10 protein-coding genes are annotated in these 14,576 nt (G+C 73.7%); 5 read left to right on the forward strand and 5 right to left on the reverse strand.

What is annotated here, in order from left to right:
* Window positions 1–55 precede the first annotated feature (55 nt).
* Both WME83_RS45280 and WME83_RS45285 read right to left on the reverse strand, forming a co-directional pair.
* Window positions 56–1,609, reverse strand: a complete 1,554-nt coding sequence (locus tag WME83_RS45280) for a carotenoid oxygenase family protein (RefSeq protein WP_437315927.1) — start codon at window positions 1,607–1,609, stop codon at window positions 56–58.
* 65 nt (window positions 1,610–1,674) lie between these two features.
* Window positions 1,675–3,267 carry an AgmX/PglI C-terminal domain-containing protein gene (locus WME83_RS45285; protein ID WP_437315928.1) on the reverse strand — a complete coding sequence of 531 codons (1,593 nt, stop codon included), beginning with the start codon at window positions 3,265–3,267 and terminating at the stop codon, window positions 1,675–1,677.
* A 679-nt stretch (window positions 3,268–3,946) separates the two neighbouring features.
* On the opposite strand from WME83_RS45285, the gene WME83_RS45290 reads away from it, so the two are divergent.
* The 3 genes from WME83_RS45290 to WME83_RS45300 all read left to right on the forward strand — a co-directional run bounded on the left by WME83_RS45290 (window position 3,947) and on the right by WME83_RS45300 (window position 7,334).
* Window positions 3,947–6,004, forward strand: coding sequence for a TonB family protein (locus WME83_RS45290; protein ID WP_437315929.1), 2,058 nt, complete (start codon window positions 3,947–3,949; stop codon window positions 6,002–6,004).
* A 99-nt stretch (window positions 6,005–6,103) separates the two neighbouring features.
* Window positions 6,104–6,592 (forward strand): thioredoxin family protein, encoded by a 489-nt coding sequence (locus WME83_RS45295; RefSeq protein ID WP_020740943.1) that lies wholly within the window; start codon window positions 6,104–6,106, stop codon window positions 6,590–6,592.
* A gap of 109 nt (window positions 6,593–6,701) precedes the next feature.
* Window positions 6,702–7,334 carry an AMIN-like domain-containing (lipo)protein gene (locus tag WME83_RS45300; protein WP_437315930.1) on the forward strand — a complete coding sequence of 211 codons (633 nt, stop codon included), beginning with the start codon at window positions 6,702–6,704 and terminating at the stop codon, window positions 7,332–7,334.
* 69 nt (window positions 7,335–7,403) lie between these two features.
* Here WME83_RS45300 and WME83_RS45305 read toward each other — a convergent pair whose 3' ends face one another.
* Window positions 7,404–8,624 carry a LysM peptidoglycan-binding domain-containing protein gene (locus tag WME83_RS45305; RefSeq protein WP_437315931.1) on the reverse strand — a complete coding sequence of 407 codons (1,221 nt, stop codon included), beginning with the start codon at window positions 8,622–8,624 and terminating at the stop codon, window positions 7,404–7,406.
* Between the two features lie 93 nt (window positions 8,625–8,717).
* Window positions 8,718–9,584, reverse strand: coding sequence for a bifunctional DNA-formamidopyrimidine glycosylase/DNA-(apurinic or apyrimidinic site) lyase (gene mutM / locus WME83_RS45310; protein WP_437315932.1), 867 nt, complete (start codon window positions 9,582–9,584; stop codon window positions 8,718–8,720).
* A 73-nt stretch (window positions 9,585–9,657) separates the two neighbouring features.
* Here mutM and recD2 point away from each other — a divergent pair, with 73 nt between their 5' ends.
* A complete protein-coding gene (recD2, locus tag WME83_RS45315; protein ID WP_437315933.1) occupies window positions 9,658–12,072 on the forward strand; it encodes an SF1B family DNA helicase RecD2 in 2,415 nt (804 codons plus the stop codon).
* Between the two features lie 422 nt (window positions 12,073–12,494).
* Window positions 12,495–13,628 (forward strand): tetratricopeptide repeat protein, encoded by a 1,134-nt coding sequence (locus WME83_RS45320; RefSeq protein WP_437315934.1) that lies wholly within the window; start codon window positions 12,495–12,497, stop codon window positions 13,626–13,628.
* A gap of 73 nt (window positions 13,629–13,701) precedes the next feature.
* Here the strand turns inward: WME83_RS45320 and WME83_RS45325 are convergent, their stop codons facing one another.
* Window positions 13,702–14,544: an HAD family hydrolase gene (locus WME83_RS45325; RefSeq protein ID WP_437315935.1), complete on the reverse strand. Its 843-nt coding sequence runs from the start codon at window positions 14,542–14,544 to the stop codon at window positions 13,702–13,704.
* Window positions 14,545–14,576: the final 32 nt, after the last annotated feature.

Here is a 14,576-nt window from a genome sequence, read left to right on the forward strand (position 1 = left end):
CGGAGCCGCGCAATCGAGGGCGCGGCGGTCAGCCGCGCAGTCGGGGGCGCGGCGGTCAGCCGCGCGCCATCCACGAGCCGTGAAAGCCGTACGGGATCCGGTGCGGGCAGCGCAGCACCGCGACCGGCCCGCGCTCGATGTCGAGCGCGTCGAGGACGAGCAGATCGCTCTGGTCCGTCTCGGCGCGGTACACCACGGCGAGCAGCCACCCCTCCCCCTCCGGCGCTCCCTCGCCGCGGGGCACGAACACCGGCTCGGACGTGAAGCTCGACCGCCCGAGCTCGTGATAGCGCGTACGCCGCTCGAGGTGGTCGACGAGGGCGATCGCGTTGTGGTGCCCCCGGCCGTCGCTGTCGCCGCGCCTGCACACCATCCAGCCGTAGCGGTACGGCCGCGCCGTGAACCGCGGATCGACGATCGGAAACTCCGCCGGCGCCTCGTCCAGCAGGATCTCGCTGACGGTGCCCTTGTCGGGATCGATCCGGAGGCGGGTGAGCCGCCCTTCCGGGTTCTCGGTGAGCGGCGGGTTCGGGTTCTCCCCGCCGAGATCGAAGAGCGGGAGGCGCGCGTACCGCACCAGGTCGAGCACGATGGATCCGCCGTCGTCGAAGGCGTTCATCGTGTGGAAGACGAAGCAGGCGGGGAGATCGACAGTGCGCGCGGGCGCGCCCGGCTCGTCCCGCGGGATCACGATGATGCGCGCGCCCTCCGAGGGCTCCCACCGGATGGGGTTCGAGGATTTGAAGTTCTCGTACCGCATGGTCGCGGGCAGGTGATAGAGGATCGCCCGCGTCGCCGTGACGCCGAAATCGTGCATCATCGCCGGGAACGGCACGTCGATATCGCGCGAGAAGCGGAGCGAGCCGTCCGCGGAGAAGGCGTGATAGGTCAGGTGCGGCGGCCGCGGCGAGGCGCCGAAGGTGTAGATGTCGCCCGTCTCCGGATCGACCTTGGGGTGCGCGACCATGCGGCGCGCCTCCAGCACGCCGCCGAACGTGAAGCGCCCGCGCGTGGCGAGCGTCTCGGGGTCGATCTCGTGCGCGGCCGAGTTCTCGACGAGCGTCAGCAGCCTGCCGGCGAGCCTGAGCACGTTCGTGTTGCTCCGGTCTTGGGCCCGCATGATCCGCCGCACCTGATCCTCGCGCGGCGGCAGCCCGAGCAGCCCGCGCACGCGGAGCTGGATGAGCTCGGAGGGCGTGAAGCCGAGCGCCTTCCAGCCCAAGGCCGAGGTGCGCCGGCCGAAGCCGCGGAGGCCGCCGAAGAGCGCCCGGCCCGCCTGCTCCTCCCAGCGGAGCTTGTCCGTGCGGACCCAGCGGCGGCGGTGCGCCACGCGCCCGCCGTCAAAACGGAACGCGTCCACCATCCCGTCGCCCTCGAACCAGTGATAGAGGACGGGATCGAGCGGCTCGAACCGCGGCGCCGGTCCGATCCGGTAGAACGTGCCGGCGAGCGCCGCCGGCACCTCCCCCGCCGCGAGCTCGAGCGAGGCGCACTCCGTCTCGCTCCGGAAAGGGGCGTAATTCCCTTCGAGAAAGGGGTTCTGAAGGGTCTTTTCTGGCGCGCGCTGCGCGCGCCCCAGCGTGCTCAGGATTCGGGATAGGGCGATCACGCACGCACGATAGAGCATACCACGCGCCGGGGCGACACCGAAGGTCGGCCGCCGGAAGGGGCGAGTCAGCTGCCGGAGGGGCTGAAGAGGATAGGATAGGTCACGGTCACGATGCCGGCGTCCGGCGGCGGGAACGACAGCCCGTAGAACGAGCGCACCACGCAGGCGACCACGCCGGCGTCCGGCAGGTCGGAGCCGCCGTTCTGGACGCTGGAGACCGCGCCGTCACGGCCGATCGTGAAGCCGACCGACACGCGCCCGGTGAGGTTCGGGCTATTGCGCAGCCCGTTCTCGTAGCAGAGCCGGAATCGACCGAAGTTCTGCCGCACGATGCGCTGGATCACCTCGGGCGGGATCCGGCCCGACACCGAGGTCGACCCGACCTGCATCCGCGGCGCGCGCACCTTGTGGCCGGGTCCGTTGATGAAGCGCGACGCGCCGCCGCCCGGGCCGAAGCCCTGTCCGTCGCCGAGCCCGTTGCCGTGGCCGATGGTGCCGAGGGGCCCCATCCCGATGCCCGTGAAGCGCCCGCCGCCGCCCTCGCCGACGCCGGTCAGCCCGAGGCCCCCGGCGCCGCCCGACTCGTCGATCGTCTCGCCCCACAGGTTGCCGATCACGCTCTTCGCCCCGTTGCCGAGCGTGTCGACGCCGCCCCAGGGGGCCGAGAGCGCGTTCGGATCGCCGCCGAGGCCCGCCTGGAGCATGCCGATCATGCCGAAGCGGGCCGCGTCGTCGAGCGCCTGCGCCCGCGAGATCCGCACGTCGGCGTTGTCCTTCGGCCCCTCGATCTCGAAGCGCCCGTTCGTCTTCCGGCTCGTCGCGCTCCCGGCCTTGCCCGACTCGCCGATCGCGGCCGCGCCCGAGCCGCCCTCGGTGTCGTTCGGGCGGGTCGCCTCCGCGCCCTCGTTCGCCTCGGGCAGCTCCCGCTCCGCGGTCGCCGCGAGCGCCTGCGCCATGAGGTACGCCTGCTCCGCGCTCACGCCGCCCTCGTCGGCCATCGCCAGCGGGGGCATGAACGCGGCCATGGCCCCGAGCAGGCCGACATGGACAAGCGTCGAGAGCGCGGTGAACGGCAGGCTCCGGCGGTCGAGGCTCACCTTGCCCGCGACGCGGCGGCCCGCGTTGCCCACGGCGACCTCGAAGCCGAAGTCGCCGAGGTCGAGCCGCGCGCGCGCGCCGAGCGGCAGCGCGATCCGCCGCGCCCCGCCGAGCGCGGCGTCCGGCGCGGCGCGGCCCGTCGCGATCGCCTGCGCGACCGTCATCTTGCAGCTCCCGATCTCGATCATCCCCGACGCGCCCGGCGGGATCACGGCGCTCACCTCGCCGTCGTCGCCGACGAGCACGAGCGGCGTCCTCGCCGCGCCCAGCCGCTCCGCCGGGAGGAAGAAATCGCACGCGCCCTCCGCGCCGTCCTGCTCGCCCACGTGGAAGGAGCGCGGCGGGGTCAGGTGCGCCACGTGGATCAGGTTGCTCCCCCAGCGGATCAGCACCTCGACAGACAGCGCCTCGGTCTCGCACTCCGCGGCGGGCACCTCGGGCGCGCTCTTGAGCAACGCGTACGTGTACGAGCCCTCCGGCGCGTCCGCGGCCACCTCGGGATCGCGGGCCGGCGACGCGCTGAAGGGCAGGTTGTCGAGAAACGGATTCGGGGATGCCATGCTCGGAGCCAACTTGAACGTATCCATCGGAAGCCAGGCCTTTCCCTGCTCGCTCGCGCGCTACCCGCGCAGCGAGCGGTCTGAATTGAGCGAGCCCGCGAGGGCCCGCGCTCTGGCGTTCCCCGGCGCACGCGCGGCGAGCTTCACCGCTCTCTGCGTGCGCCGCGGAGCACCGCGTCCACGCCCGGGATCGACAGCGACCCCGGCGCCAAGTTCCGGACCTGCGACGCGATTTTGAGCGGGAAGATGGCGCCCAGGGCGTTGAATGAACTCCAGATTGCCGGCCCGACCCCGCGCCGCTCGGCGGGGCGGCTCGCCCCCTGCCCTCGCGGCGCGCACCGCCTCGGAGGGGCGAGCGCCGACGTCCGAGCCGCGGTGTGTGTGCGGAGGCCACCTCGATGCGACGCGCGCTCGCGCGGTTGGCCAACAGACATGGAGTCGTCGCGAAACAGAGCCGTAAACTTCCGGTGCTCTCCGATGAACCGCGCCGCGCTCGCCGGCGCCGAGCCGCGTGAAGATGCGATCGAGCGCGCCGCCGATAGCGCACCAGACACGGCCGCGCCGCATCGCCGAACGAGCGGAGCTGCGCGGAGATCCCGAGGTGCGCAATCCAACGAGACGCGCAAAACACGGGCGTTGGGGTAGCCGCGCCCCCGCCGTCGTGCGTATGATGAACGGCATGGGTGCGACCAGGAGCAGCGGTCAAGACCCGCTCATCGGCGCCACGATCGCCGGTCGATATCGGATCGTATCGCTCATCGCGCGCGGGGGTATGGGCAAGGTGTACAGGGCAGAGCAATCGGCCCTGGGACGGATCTGCGCCCTCAAGCTCCTCGTGCCCGACGAGCGCCGCGAGCAAGATCCGGAGTTCTTCCGGCGCTTTTCACGCGAGGCCGCGACCGCGGCGCGGCTCACCCACCCGAACTCCGTCACCGTCTTCGATTACGGCAGGGACGATCCGCGCGGCATTTATTTCATCGCGATGGAGTACATCGCTGGCCGTACGCTGCACCGGGTGCTCCACGACGAGGGCGCGCTGCCCGAGGCGCGCGCGAGCCGGATCGCGCGGCAGATCTGCCGCGCGCTCATCGAGGCGCACGGCCTCGGCCTCGTGCACCGGGATCTCAAGCCGAGCAATGTGCTCCTCGTCGACCAGGGAGACGAGAACGACTTCGTCAAGGTGCTCGACTTCGGCCTGGTCAAGGACGTCTCGGGGCAGGACCTGGACGATCTGACCCAGAAGGGCCTGTTCATCGGCTCTCCCAAGTACACCGCGCCGGAGCAGGCGATGGGCCAGGAGCTCTCGCCGCGCGCGGACATCTACGCGCTCGGCGTCCTGCTCTACGAGATGCTCTCGGGCAAGGTGCCGTTCGACAAGAAGGTGCCCACGGCGACCCTCATGGCCCACGTCAGCGAGCCGCCGCCGCCGCTCGCCGGGAGCGCTCAAGGCGCGCTCGTGTCGCCGGCGATGGAAGCCATCGTGATGCGGTGTCTCGAGAAGGACCCGGACAGGCGCTTCCCGTCGATGAAGGAGTGTCTCACCGCGCTGAAGAGCGCGGCCGGCGAGCCGATCGATCTCACGCGGGCCTCGGCGCCCGACCGCCTGTCCGTGGCGCAGCTCGGCGGCGCGCTGCCCTCCGCGCCGTCGAACTCGGGCCCGCGCCTCTCGGCCCTCGCGCCGTCGCCGAACGAGCCGGGCGCGCCGCCCCGCGCCGGGGCGAGCGAGCCCTTCGCGCCGATCCGCCAGCCGCAGGGCGACTCGCTCTCTCCGGCCCAGGCGCCGCCGACCGTCAGCGGCTCCGTCGGCCCTGCTCGTCCTGCGCCGGTGTCCGTCTACATCGTGGCGCTCGTCGCGGCGCTCGTCGGCGGGGGGCTCGTGCTGGCGCTCACCGGGCACGTGCGCGGGCGCGCTCCGGACGCCCCGAGCGCCCCGGCCGCCGTCCAGCCCGCCCCGGTGCCGCTCGCGATGCCCGTCGAGGCCTCGGCGGGCGGAGAGCCCAGCGCGGCGGCCGAGTTCAGGATCGTGAGGATCGAGAGCGCCCCGCCCGGGGCCCGCGTGTCCGACCGGGGGACGGAGGTCTGCCTGGCGACCCCGTGCCGGCTCGTGCTGCAGGGCGCCGGGACCACGGCCGAGTACCGGCTCACGTTGACCAAGCCCGGCTACAAGTCGGCCGTGCTGGTCGTCCGCCCCGAGGACGAGACCGCCTCGGCGGAGCTCGAGGCGCTCGCCGCGGCGGCGCCGAGCCCGCAGCACGCGGCGAGCGCGCTCCCGGAGCCGGCGTACCCGGCAGAGCCGCCGAGCGCCGGGCCGCCGAGCGATGCACCGTCGTCGAGCGCCGGGCCCATCGCTGCCGGGCCGAGCGCCGCCCAGCCGGCCGCGCTCGCCCCGCCGGAGCCTCCGGCGGCCGGGGCCGCCGCGGCGCCGCCCGCGCCGGCGCCGGCCACCCCCGAGATCCTGCCGTTCCAGGAGGGGATGACGCGCCCCGTGCCGCTCGTCGCGCCCGCGGTCGTCTACACGCGGCAGGCGCGGCAGGCGCGGGTCGAGGGGACGGTCCTCGCGAAGTGCGTGGTGACGACGGCCGGCAGCCTCACCGGCTGCCGGATCGTCAAGGGCGTGCCCCACATGAACGAGGCGGTCCTCGAGGCGCTCGCGGCGAGCCGCTACAAGCCGGTCACCTACCAGGGCCGGCCGGTCAACGTCGACTACGTGTTCTCGATGAAGCTCGTGCTCCCCTGAGGCGCTGGCGCAGCCGGCCGCCGTGAGCAAGACCGTGGCCGAGAGGGAGACGACGACGTGAACGGTCATGGCCGGAAGGGGTCGGCTGGCGCCGGGCTTGTGCTCTGTCTCGCGGCGCTCCTCGGCTGCTCGCGGGAGGAGACCTCCGCGCCGGCCGCGGGGAGCGGCGTCGCGCGGCCGGCGGCGCTGCGGGCCGAGGTCGAGCTCGCGCCGGACGGCGGCGAGGTGCCGGCGCTGGTGCAAGCGGCGCGGGAGCGCGCCCGGCGGGAGGGGCGCGAGCTCGTCGTCTACGTGGGCGCGCCGTGGTGCGAGCCGTGCACGAGGTTCCACGACGCCGTGAAGGCGGGCCAGCTCGACGCGGCCTTCCCGGCGCTGCGCCTGCTCGAGTTCGACCTCGACCGCGACCGGGATCGGCTCGCCGAGGCCGGGTACGCGTCCGAGATGATCCCGCTGTTCGTCGTGCCCGGCGAGGACGGCCGGGGGACGCCCCTCCGCATCGAGGGGTCGGTGAAGGGCGAGCGCGCGGTGGACGAGATCGTGCCCCGGCTCGCGGCGATCCTGGCCAGGGCGCGGGCGCCCTCGCGGTGATCCTCGACGGCGCGCGCCGGCCGCGCCGTCGCTCGCGATGCCCGCGGCGCCGCGCGCGCCGCCTCGTCGCGGTGGACGTTCGGCGGCCGCGGCGCCATGAAAGCCCCTCATGAGGACCGCCGACCTCCTGCTCGCCGCCGCAACCGTGTCGCTCGCCGCGGGCTGCCGCGGCGGCGCCGGCAGCGAGCCTGCTCAGCCCATCCCGCACGTGACGCCGATCGACACGCGCCCCGAAGGGCCGGCCGTGGACGACGAGCCGCCCACGCCGCGGCCTCCGAAGGCGGCGGATCCCACGAGCACCGACACGTTCGAGGGCACCGCGGGCGCCACCGACAAGCCGCGCGCCGGCGCGAAGGTCGCGATCCTCCGCGACGTGCGCGCGGCCCGGCACGAGCACTACGACCGCGTCGTGTTCGAGTTCGAGGGGGACGCGGTGCCGGGCTACCACGTCGACTACATCGACAAGCCGGTGCGGCAGTGCGGCTCGGGCGAGGCGACCGAGATCGCCGGCGACGGATGGCTCGCCGTGCGCATGACCCCCGCCGCGGCGCACACGGACGAGGGGAAGGCCACGATCCCGTTCCGCGAGCGGAAGCTCGCGCTCGGCGTGGCGCTGGAGCTCGAGCGGACGTGCGACTTCGAGGCCGAGGTGACGTGGGTGCTCGGGGTCTCGTCGCCGAACAAGTACCGCGTCCTCGAGCTGACCAAGCCGGCGCGGCTCGTCGTCGACGTGAAGCACTGAGCGGGGCGGAGGCCGCGCCCGCGCGGAGGCCGCGCCCCGCAGGACCGGCAGCGGAGCCCCTCCCGCAGCTCAGCCGCCCAGCGCCGGCCCGGCTTCCTCGTGGCGCACCGGCGGAGACGCCTCCGCGGCCCGCGGCGGGGGCAGCCGGCGCGGCGGCACGACGACGTGCTTCGGCGGGGCGGCGGGTCCGCTCGACGGCCGCGGGATGTTGTAGACGCGCTTCGCCTGGATCGCCGTCGAGCGCAGGCCGTTGGCCCGCTTGATCGCCTCCACCGTGGTGCCGTACTGCCGGGCCAGCGAGCCCAGCGTCTGCCCCTTCTTCGCGGTGTGCCGCACGTACTGCGCCGTCGGCTTGATCGCCCCGCGCTTCACGAGCAGCGGGTACGCGCGCACGGCCGACTCCTGCGCGACCGGGCTGTAGAACCGGATGTGGATGTGGTTCGCGTGCCCCCGGGCATGGCGGATGAGCGGGCGCGGCTTCCTCGACCCGTACTGGAAGACCTCGTCGAGCCAGTCCTTGTCCTCGCCGATCTTCAGCGCGTGCTCCTTGAGCAGCCGCTGCACGCTGCTGTCGATGAGGATGAGCTCCACGTCGGTCTCGGTGATGAGCGCCCGGACGAACGCCCAGGTGCGCTCTCGATCGAGGTTCGCCGCCGTGGCCCGCTGGTACCAGCGGTGCCGCGCGTCGAGGAAATAGCTGATGTCGACGTCGCGCCCGGCCTGGTGGCTCTTGTGCGGAGAGAGCCGGCCGCCGTCCCGGGCGCTGATGTGCCCGATGTAGAGCTTCGGGCTGCCCGGGAACTGCCGGTGCACCTCCGCGATCGCCCGGTCGAGCGCGTCGATCGTCTCGCGCGTCCCCCAGGCGTGGCCCGGGTCGACGAGCTCCCACCGGTCGCTCTCCGGCATCCGGACGCCGTTGAACAGCGCGCCGGCGTTGGTGGCGCCCACCGACATCGGCCCCAGCGCCGCCGGGTCCTTCGCGAGCAGCTCCTCGATCTGGGACTCGGTCATCGCCGCGAGCGGCGAGTGCGCGCGCGTGCCGGCGCCCGGATCCACCGGCAGATCCAGGCCGTCGTCGACCTCCGCGCCGTCCTCGTCCACCTCGTCTTCGTGCTCGTGCGCGTCCGCGTGCGCGGCCTCCTCCGCCGCTGCCCCGGGCGCAGGCGCGCCGCCGCTCGGCTCCGTGGAGACCGAGGCGGCCACGCGCAGCAGGCGGTCCTTGGACCGCGCCGCCTCCGGCGCGCTCCCGGCACAGCCCGCGAGAACGAGGGCGCAGAGGACGGAAAGCAAGGTGCTGCGGCCCATCGCGGGGCCACTATACCGGCACGAAGATGTCACGCCAACCGCGGGTCCGCGGCGCAAATCCCTTCGCGCGACGGGTGTTCAGCGCCGGGGCGCCCTGCGCGGCCCCGCTCGCGCCCGCGCGCGGCCGCGCTCCGGCTGGCAGCGCGGGCAGAAGGCGCTGGAGCGGCCGCCGATCGCGCGCGTCTCCAGCGCCGCGCCGCAGCGGGGGCACGGCTCGCCGGCGCGCGCGTAGACCAGGAACGGGTTCGGTGTCGCGCCGGACTCGGACAGGTAGGCGATCTCCCCAACGCCGATCGCCCGGAGCGTGTGCGCGATCGAGTCCAGGGCGCCCGCGGCGATCGCGGCCACCTCCTCGCGCGAGAGGGATCGGCCCGGCCGCGCCGGGTGCACGCCGGCCCGGAAGAGCGCCTCGGTCGCCTGGATGTTGCCGAGGCCGGCGATCACCGCCTGGTCCATGAGGATCGCCTTCACGGCGCGCGCGCTCGCCCGCGCGCGCCGCGCCAGGTCGTCCACGTCGATCCCGTCGCGCAGCGGATCCGGGCCGAGCGCGGCGATCTCGGGGATCTCCCGCGGCGAGACGCCGCGCAGGACCGCGAGGCGGCCGAGGAGCCGCGGGTCGTTGTAGTGGAGCACGCTCCCCGAGGCGAGCAGCAGCCGGGCGCGGCTGTGCGCCGGCGCGGGCTCGCCCGGCGAGCGGCGCACCCACTTGCCGGTCATCCCGAGGTGGCTGAGCAGCACCACGCCGGCGTCGAGCTCCAGCGCGAGGTACTTGCCGAAGCGCGTGATGCGCTCGAGCGCGCGGCCCGCGAGATCGCGCTCGAAAGCGTCGCGGCTCGATCCGCGGAACACGCGGGTGCGGTCGCCCTCGGCGGACGCGATCCGGTCGCCCGCCAGGAAGCGGCGCAGCGAGGCGGCGGCGTGCTCGACCTCGGGGAGCTCCGGCACCCGCGAGGAGTATCACGCGCCGCGGCGCACGAGGGCGTTGCCGCCGGCGGGCCGGCGGCTACATGCTGCCTTCGTGCAAGGGTCCCAGCGGAGCGGCCGCCCCGATCGGGTAGCCCGGGGGGCAGCCGCGCCGGCGCCGCCGCCGGACGGCGCGCCGCGCCCGCACGAGCGCGGCGAGCGCCCCGGCGGGGCCGGCGAGCGCCCGCCGGGCGGCGGGGGCCAGCAGCGGCTCTTCTCGGCCAGGGAGGCGGCGGGCAACGGGCCCGCGACGGTCGAGGGCGAGGTCGCCCGCGTCACCTACGAGAACGAGTCGAGCGGCTTCCGGGTGCTGCGGGTGGAGGTCAGCCCCGGCGCCGCCCCGGAGGTCTGGGTCGGGGTGTTCCCGCAGGTCGTCCCCGGCACGCGCGTGCGCGCGACCGGGCGCTACGAGCGCGATCCGAAGCACGGCGAGCAGCTCAAGGTCGAGACCCTGCTGCCGATCGCCCCCGCCACGCTCGACGGGCTCGAGCGCTACCTCGGGTCGGGCATGGTGCAGGGCATCGGGCCCGCGTACGCGAAGCGGATCGTGGAGGCGTTCGGCGCCGAGACGCTGGAGATCCTCGACCGGTCGCCGGAGCGGCTCGCCGAGGTCCCCGGGCTCGGCCAGCGCAGGGCGCAGGCCGTCGCGAAGGCGTGGGCGGCGCAGCGGGCGATCGGGGCCATCATGATCTTCCTCCAGGCGCACGGCGCCTCCCCGGCGCTGGCGAGCCGCATTTACAAGCGGTTCGGCCCCCACGCGATCGACATCGTCTCCCGCTCCCCGTACCGGCTCGCGCTCGACGTGTGGGGCATCGGCTTCAAGACCGCCGACCGGATCGCGCGCTCGATCGGCGTCCGGGCCGACTCGCCCGAGCGGGCGCAGGCGGGCGTGCTGCAGACGCTCGTCGACCTGTCGACCCGCGGGCACACGCTCGCGGAGCGGCCGGAGCTCGCGGAGCTCGCCGCGGCGATGCTCGAGCGCGACGCCCCCGAGGTCGACGGCGCGATCGACGCGCTCGCGGCGAGCGGCCACGTGCGCGTCGAGACGCTGTCGACCGGCGAGGTGGCCGTCTACCCGAAGGACCTCTACGAGGCCGAGGTGCGGCTCGCGCGCCGGATGCGCTCGCTGCTCGGGGACGACGAGGCCGGCGACGCGCGCCTCGCGGAGGGCGTCGACGCGGCGATCGCCGCGTTCGAGGCGAAGACGAAGGTCTCGCTGGCGCCCGCGCAGCGCAGCGCCGTGGAGCAGGCGGCGCGGAACAAGGTGCTGGTCATCACGGGCGGCCCCGGCGTCGGCAAGACGACCATCGTCCGGGCCATCCTGGCGCTCTTCGACCGCGCCCGGCTCCCGGTGCGGCTCGCCGCGCCCACGGGCCGCGCCGCCAAGCGGATGAGCGAGGCGACCGGGCGCGAGGCGGTCACGCTCCACCGCCTCCTGGAGTTCGACCCCAAGCAGCGCAAGTTCGCGCGCCAGCGGGGTCGCCCGATCGAGGCGGCGGCGATCGTGGTCGACGAGGCGTCGATGCTCGATCTGGCGCTCGCCGACGCGCTCCTCCAGGCCACGTCCGACGCGGCGCGGCTCGTGCTGGTGGGCGACGTCGACCAGCTGCCGTCGGTCGGGCCGGGCGCGGTGCTGCGGGACGTGATCGCCTCCGGCGAGGTGCCCACGGCGCGCCTCACGCAGATCTTCCGGCAGGCCGAGGGCAGCCTCATCGTCCGGAACGCGCACCGGATCCACGACGGCGAGCCGCCGGAGGGCGCGCGCGGGCCCGGCGGCGAGTTCTACGTCATCGAGCGGACCGAGGCCGAGGCGGCGGCGGAGCTGATCCTCCACCTCGTGACGGAGCGCATCGCCAAGGGGTTCGGGCTGGACCCGCGGCGGGACGTGCAGGTGCTGACGCCGATGCACAAGGGCGAGGCCGGCGCGATCGCCCTGAACGCGCGGCTGCAGGCGGCGCTGAACCCCGAGGGCCCGAGCGTCACGCGCGGCGCGCGGACGCTGCGGCTCGGCGACAAGGTGATGCAGCTCCGCAACGACTACGACCGCGAGGTCTACAACGGCGACGTGGGGTTCGTCACGGAGGTGAACGCCGAGGAGCGGAAGCTCCAGGTGCGCTTCGACGATCGTGAGGTCAGCTACGAGGAAGCGGAGCTCGACGAGCTGACGCTCGCCTACGCGACGAGCATCCACAAGAGCCAGGGGAGCGAGTATCCGGCGGTGATCGTGCCGATCCTCACCCAGCATTTCGTGATGCTCTCGCGGAACCTCATCTACACGGCGGTGACGCGCGGCAAGCGGCTCGTGGTGCTCGTCGCGGATCCGCGGGCCGTGTCGCTGGCGCTGGCGGAGACCCGGAAAGAAGAGCGCCGCACCCACCTGGCGGAGCGGTTGCGCAGCGCGGCGCCGGCGCGCTCCGGGCCGGCGCTCGAGCTCAAGCCGGCCCTCGCCGCCGGCCCGCGACTCGACTAGGACGGCGCGCGGAGCACAGGGAGAGGGCGAGCGACATGAGCGTCCGTGACGGCGAGAGCGACAGCGAGCACGACAGCGATCCCACGAGCGACGGCGCGCCGCGCGTCGCAGCGACTGCAGCGGCGACGCAGGCCGCAGCGCGGCAATCCGGCAGCGCGGCGAGCGCGGCGAGCGCGGCGAGCGCGGCAAAATTCACTGGAATCACGGGTGGAATCTCGGGTGTAAACCCGGGCGGACCGAGCGCGGCGCGGGGCCGTGCTCTCCGAGCTCCCCCGTTGCCCGGGTGGGCCCTCCCTGCTAGCGTTCGCGCCCCTTCTACACGAACTACGGCCCCCATCAATTTGGCGCGCAGGGTACCGGGGCGAGGCTGGGTGATGCCTGCGCCTCGGCGCGCGTGGGGAAGAGATCTCGGAGCATCGACGATGACGACGAACGGACAGCAGCAGGCGGCTGGGCTCAATATCGCGGGAGGGGCAGCGATCGTCGCGCCCGTGAGCGCTTTCCCGAACGGCGTGCCGGGGAACGCGCTCATCGTCATCCCGGTCAACAAGCCGACCGATGAGCTGAAGGGTCTGCTCGAGCAGGGCCCCGCGGCGGTGACCCTCGATCAGATGTGGCAGCTCCTCGGCTTCAACGGGCCGGCGGTTCAGGTGCAGGACGACCAGGGGCGCCCGATCGCGATCGGCCTGGAGGACCTGCTCGCCGGCCTCGAGAAGCACTGGACCGAGCAGCCCGACGATCTGAACCGCGGGCGCATCTACGCGCAGGAGCTCCTCAAGCACAACCGGCTGCAGCGCGCCGAGCAGGTGCTCTCGAAGGTGGTCGCGAAGGGCGGCACGGGCGACGACTGGCTCGCGCTCGGCATCGCGCAGCTCTCGCAGGACAAGCACGACAAGGCCGAGGGGACGCTGAAGGGCGCGCAGAACCTGCTCAAGGACAACCCCTACCCCTCGCTGCACCTCGCGAAGCTCTACCAGGCGCGCAAGGAAGACGCGAAGGAGCGCGAGTTCATCGAGAAGGCGATCGCGATCGACGTGGAGTGCATCGACGCGTGGGCCTACCTCTTCCAGTACCTGAAGCAGCGCGGCGACGAGGCGAGCGCGGTCGCCGAGATCGAGAAGTTCTCGGCCGACAAGAAGACGCCGGCGCCGTACATCGCGATCCAGGGCTTCTACGCGGCCAACGAGGAGACGCGGGACAAGGCGGTCGAGTACGCCAAGAAGGCGGTCGCGCTGAACCCGGACAACCCGCTGGCGCTGCTCTGTCTCTCGGCGCTGTACGGGCAGAAGAACGACCTCGAGGCGGTGGTCCGCCTGCTCCAGCCGCACGAGGCGAAGATGAGCCGCGACGTGCGCCTGGCCAACAACTACTTCGAGGCGCTGTTCCAGTCGCGCCAGCTCGAGAAGGTGACCAAGCTGCTGAACGCGCTCGCGGGCTCTCCGAACAAGGAGGTCAAGCAGTTCGCCATCGAGCGCTCGCGCGCCGTCGCGCAGTACCTGCAGCAGCAGCAGCAGCAGCTCGCCGCCGCGGCCCAGCCGGCGCAGCGCAAGGCCTGACACGGAGCTTCGCGCGGGGGAGCGCCGAGCGGTGCTCCCCCGCTGCGCTTCGGCGCTCTCTGCCGCCCTCGGCTCAGCGACCGAAGGCGCGGCGGATCGCCTCGGCGATGCCGCCGCCGCGCAGGCCGTCGGCCTCCAGGCGGTCGGTCGCCGCCTGCTTCACGTCCTCGGGCGCCTGCGCCATCGCGAACGATCGCCCCGCGACCTCGAACATCGGCAGATCGTTGAGCCAGTCGCCGACGACGACCACGTCCGACGTCGCGCAGCCGTAGTGCTCCGCGAGCCACGCGATCGCCGTCCCCTTCGTCGACCCGGACGCGCGGACCATCATGGCCCAGATGCTCGTGTGACCGTCGCGCAGGAACGGGAACGAGACGACGAAGGCCGCTTCGCCGAGCCCGGACCGGACCTCCTCGACGGCGGCCATGACCTGCAGCTCGGTCCCGATCGCCACGAGCGCGAGCAGCCCGTGCTCGTGCTCCCAGTACGGGTGCGACGAGACGCGCTCGACCTCGGCGATCGCGTGCGACCAGCCGCGGACGTAGTGGACGTGCGGCGTGCCGGTCGCGTCGTGGACGATGCTGTCCTGCGCGAAGAGGAACGACGCCGTCGCGTGCCGCTCGGTGATCGAGCGCAGCAGGGCCGCGTGGGCGCCGGAGATCGTGCGCGAGTACAGGTGCGCGTCGCCCTCGGTGTGCACGATGTGGCTGCCGTCGACGCACGCGATGGGGCCGAGCACGCCGATCCGCCGCGCGACCTCGCGCGTCCCCGAGTACAGGCGCCCGGTCGCGATCGAGATCGGGATGCCGGCGCTCTGGAGCCGCTGGATGGCGAGGAGGTCTTCCTCGTGGATGGAGCCGTCGCGCCGGACGAGGGTCCCGTCGACGTCGAGGGCAAGGAGCTTGTAGGTCGTCACCGCGTTGGGGTGAAGCGTGAGCGCACGGAGCG

This window comes from Sorangium sp. So ce385 (genome assembly GCF_051474135.1).
Lineage (GTDB): Bacteria > Myxococcota_A > Polyangia > Polyangiales > Polyangiaceae > Sorangium > Sorangium cellulosum_D.

Coding starts and splice junctions, on each gene's coding strand:
- WME83_RS45300 (WP_437315930.1), top strand. CDS start 6,702: ATGAGGACCGCCGACCTCCTGCTCGCCGCCGCAACCGTGTCGCTCGCC.
- WME83_RS45290 (WP_437315929.1), top strand. CDS start 3,947: ATGGGTGCGACCAGGAGCAGCGGTCAAGACCCGCTCATCGGCGCCACG.
- WME83_RS45285 (WP_437315928.1), bottom strand. CDS start 3,267: ATGGCATCCCCGAATCCGTTTCTCGACAACCTGCCCTTCAGCGCGTCG.
- WME83_RS45320 (WP_437315934.1), top strand. CDS start 12,495: ATGACGACGAACGGACAGCAGCAGGCGGCTGGGCTCAATATCGCGGGA.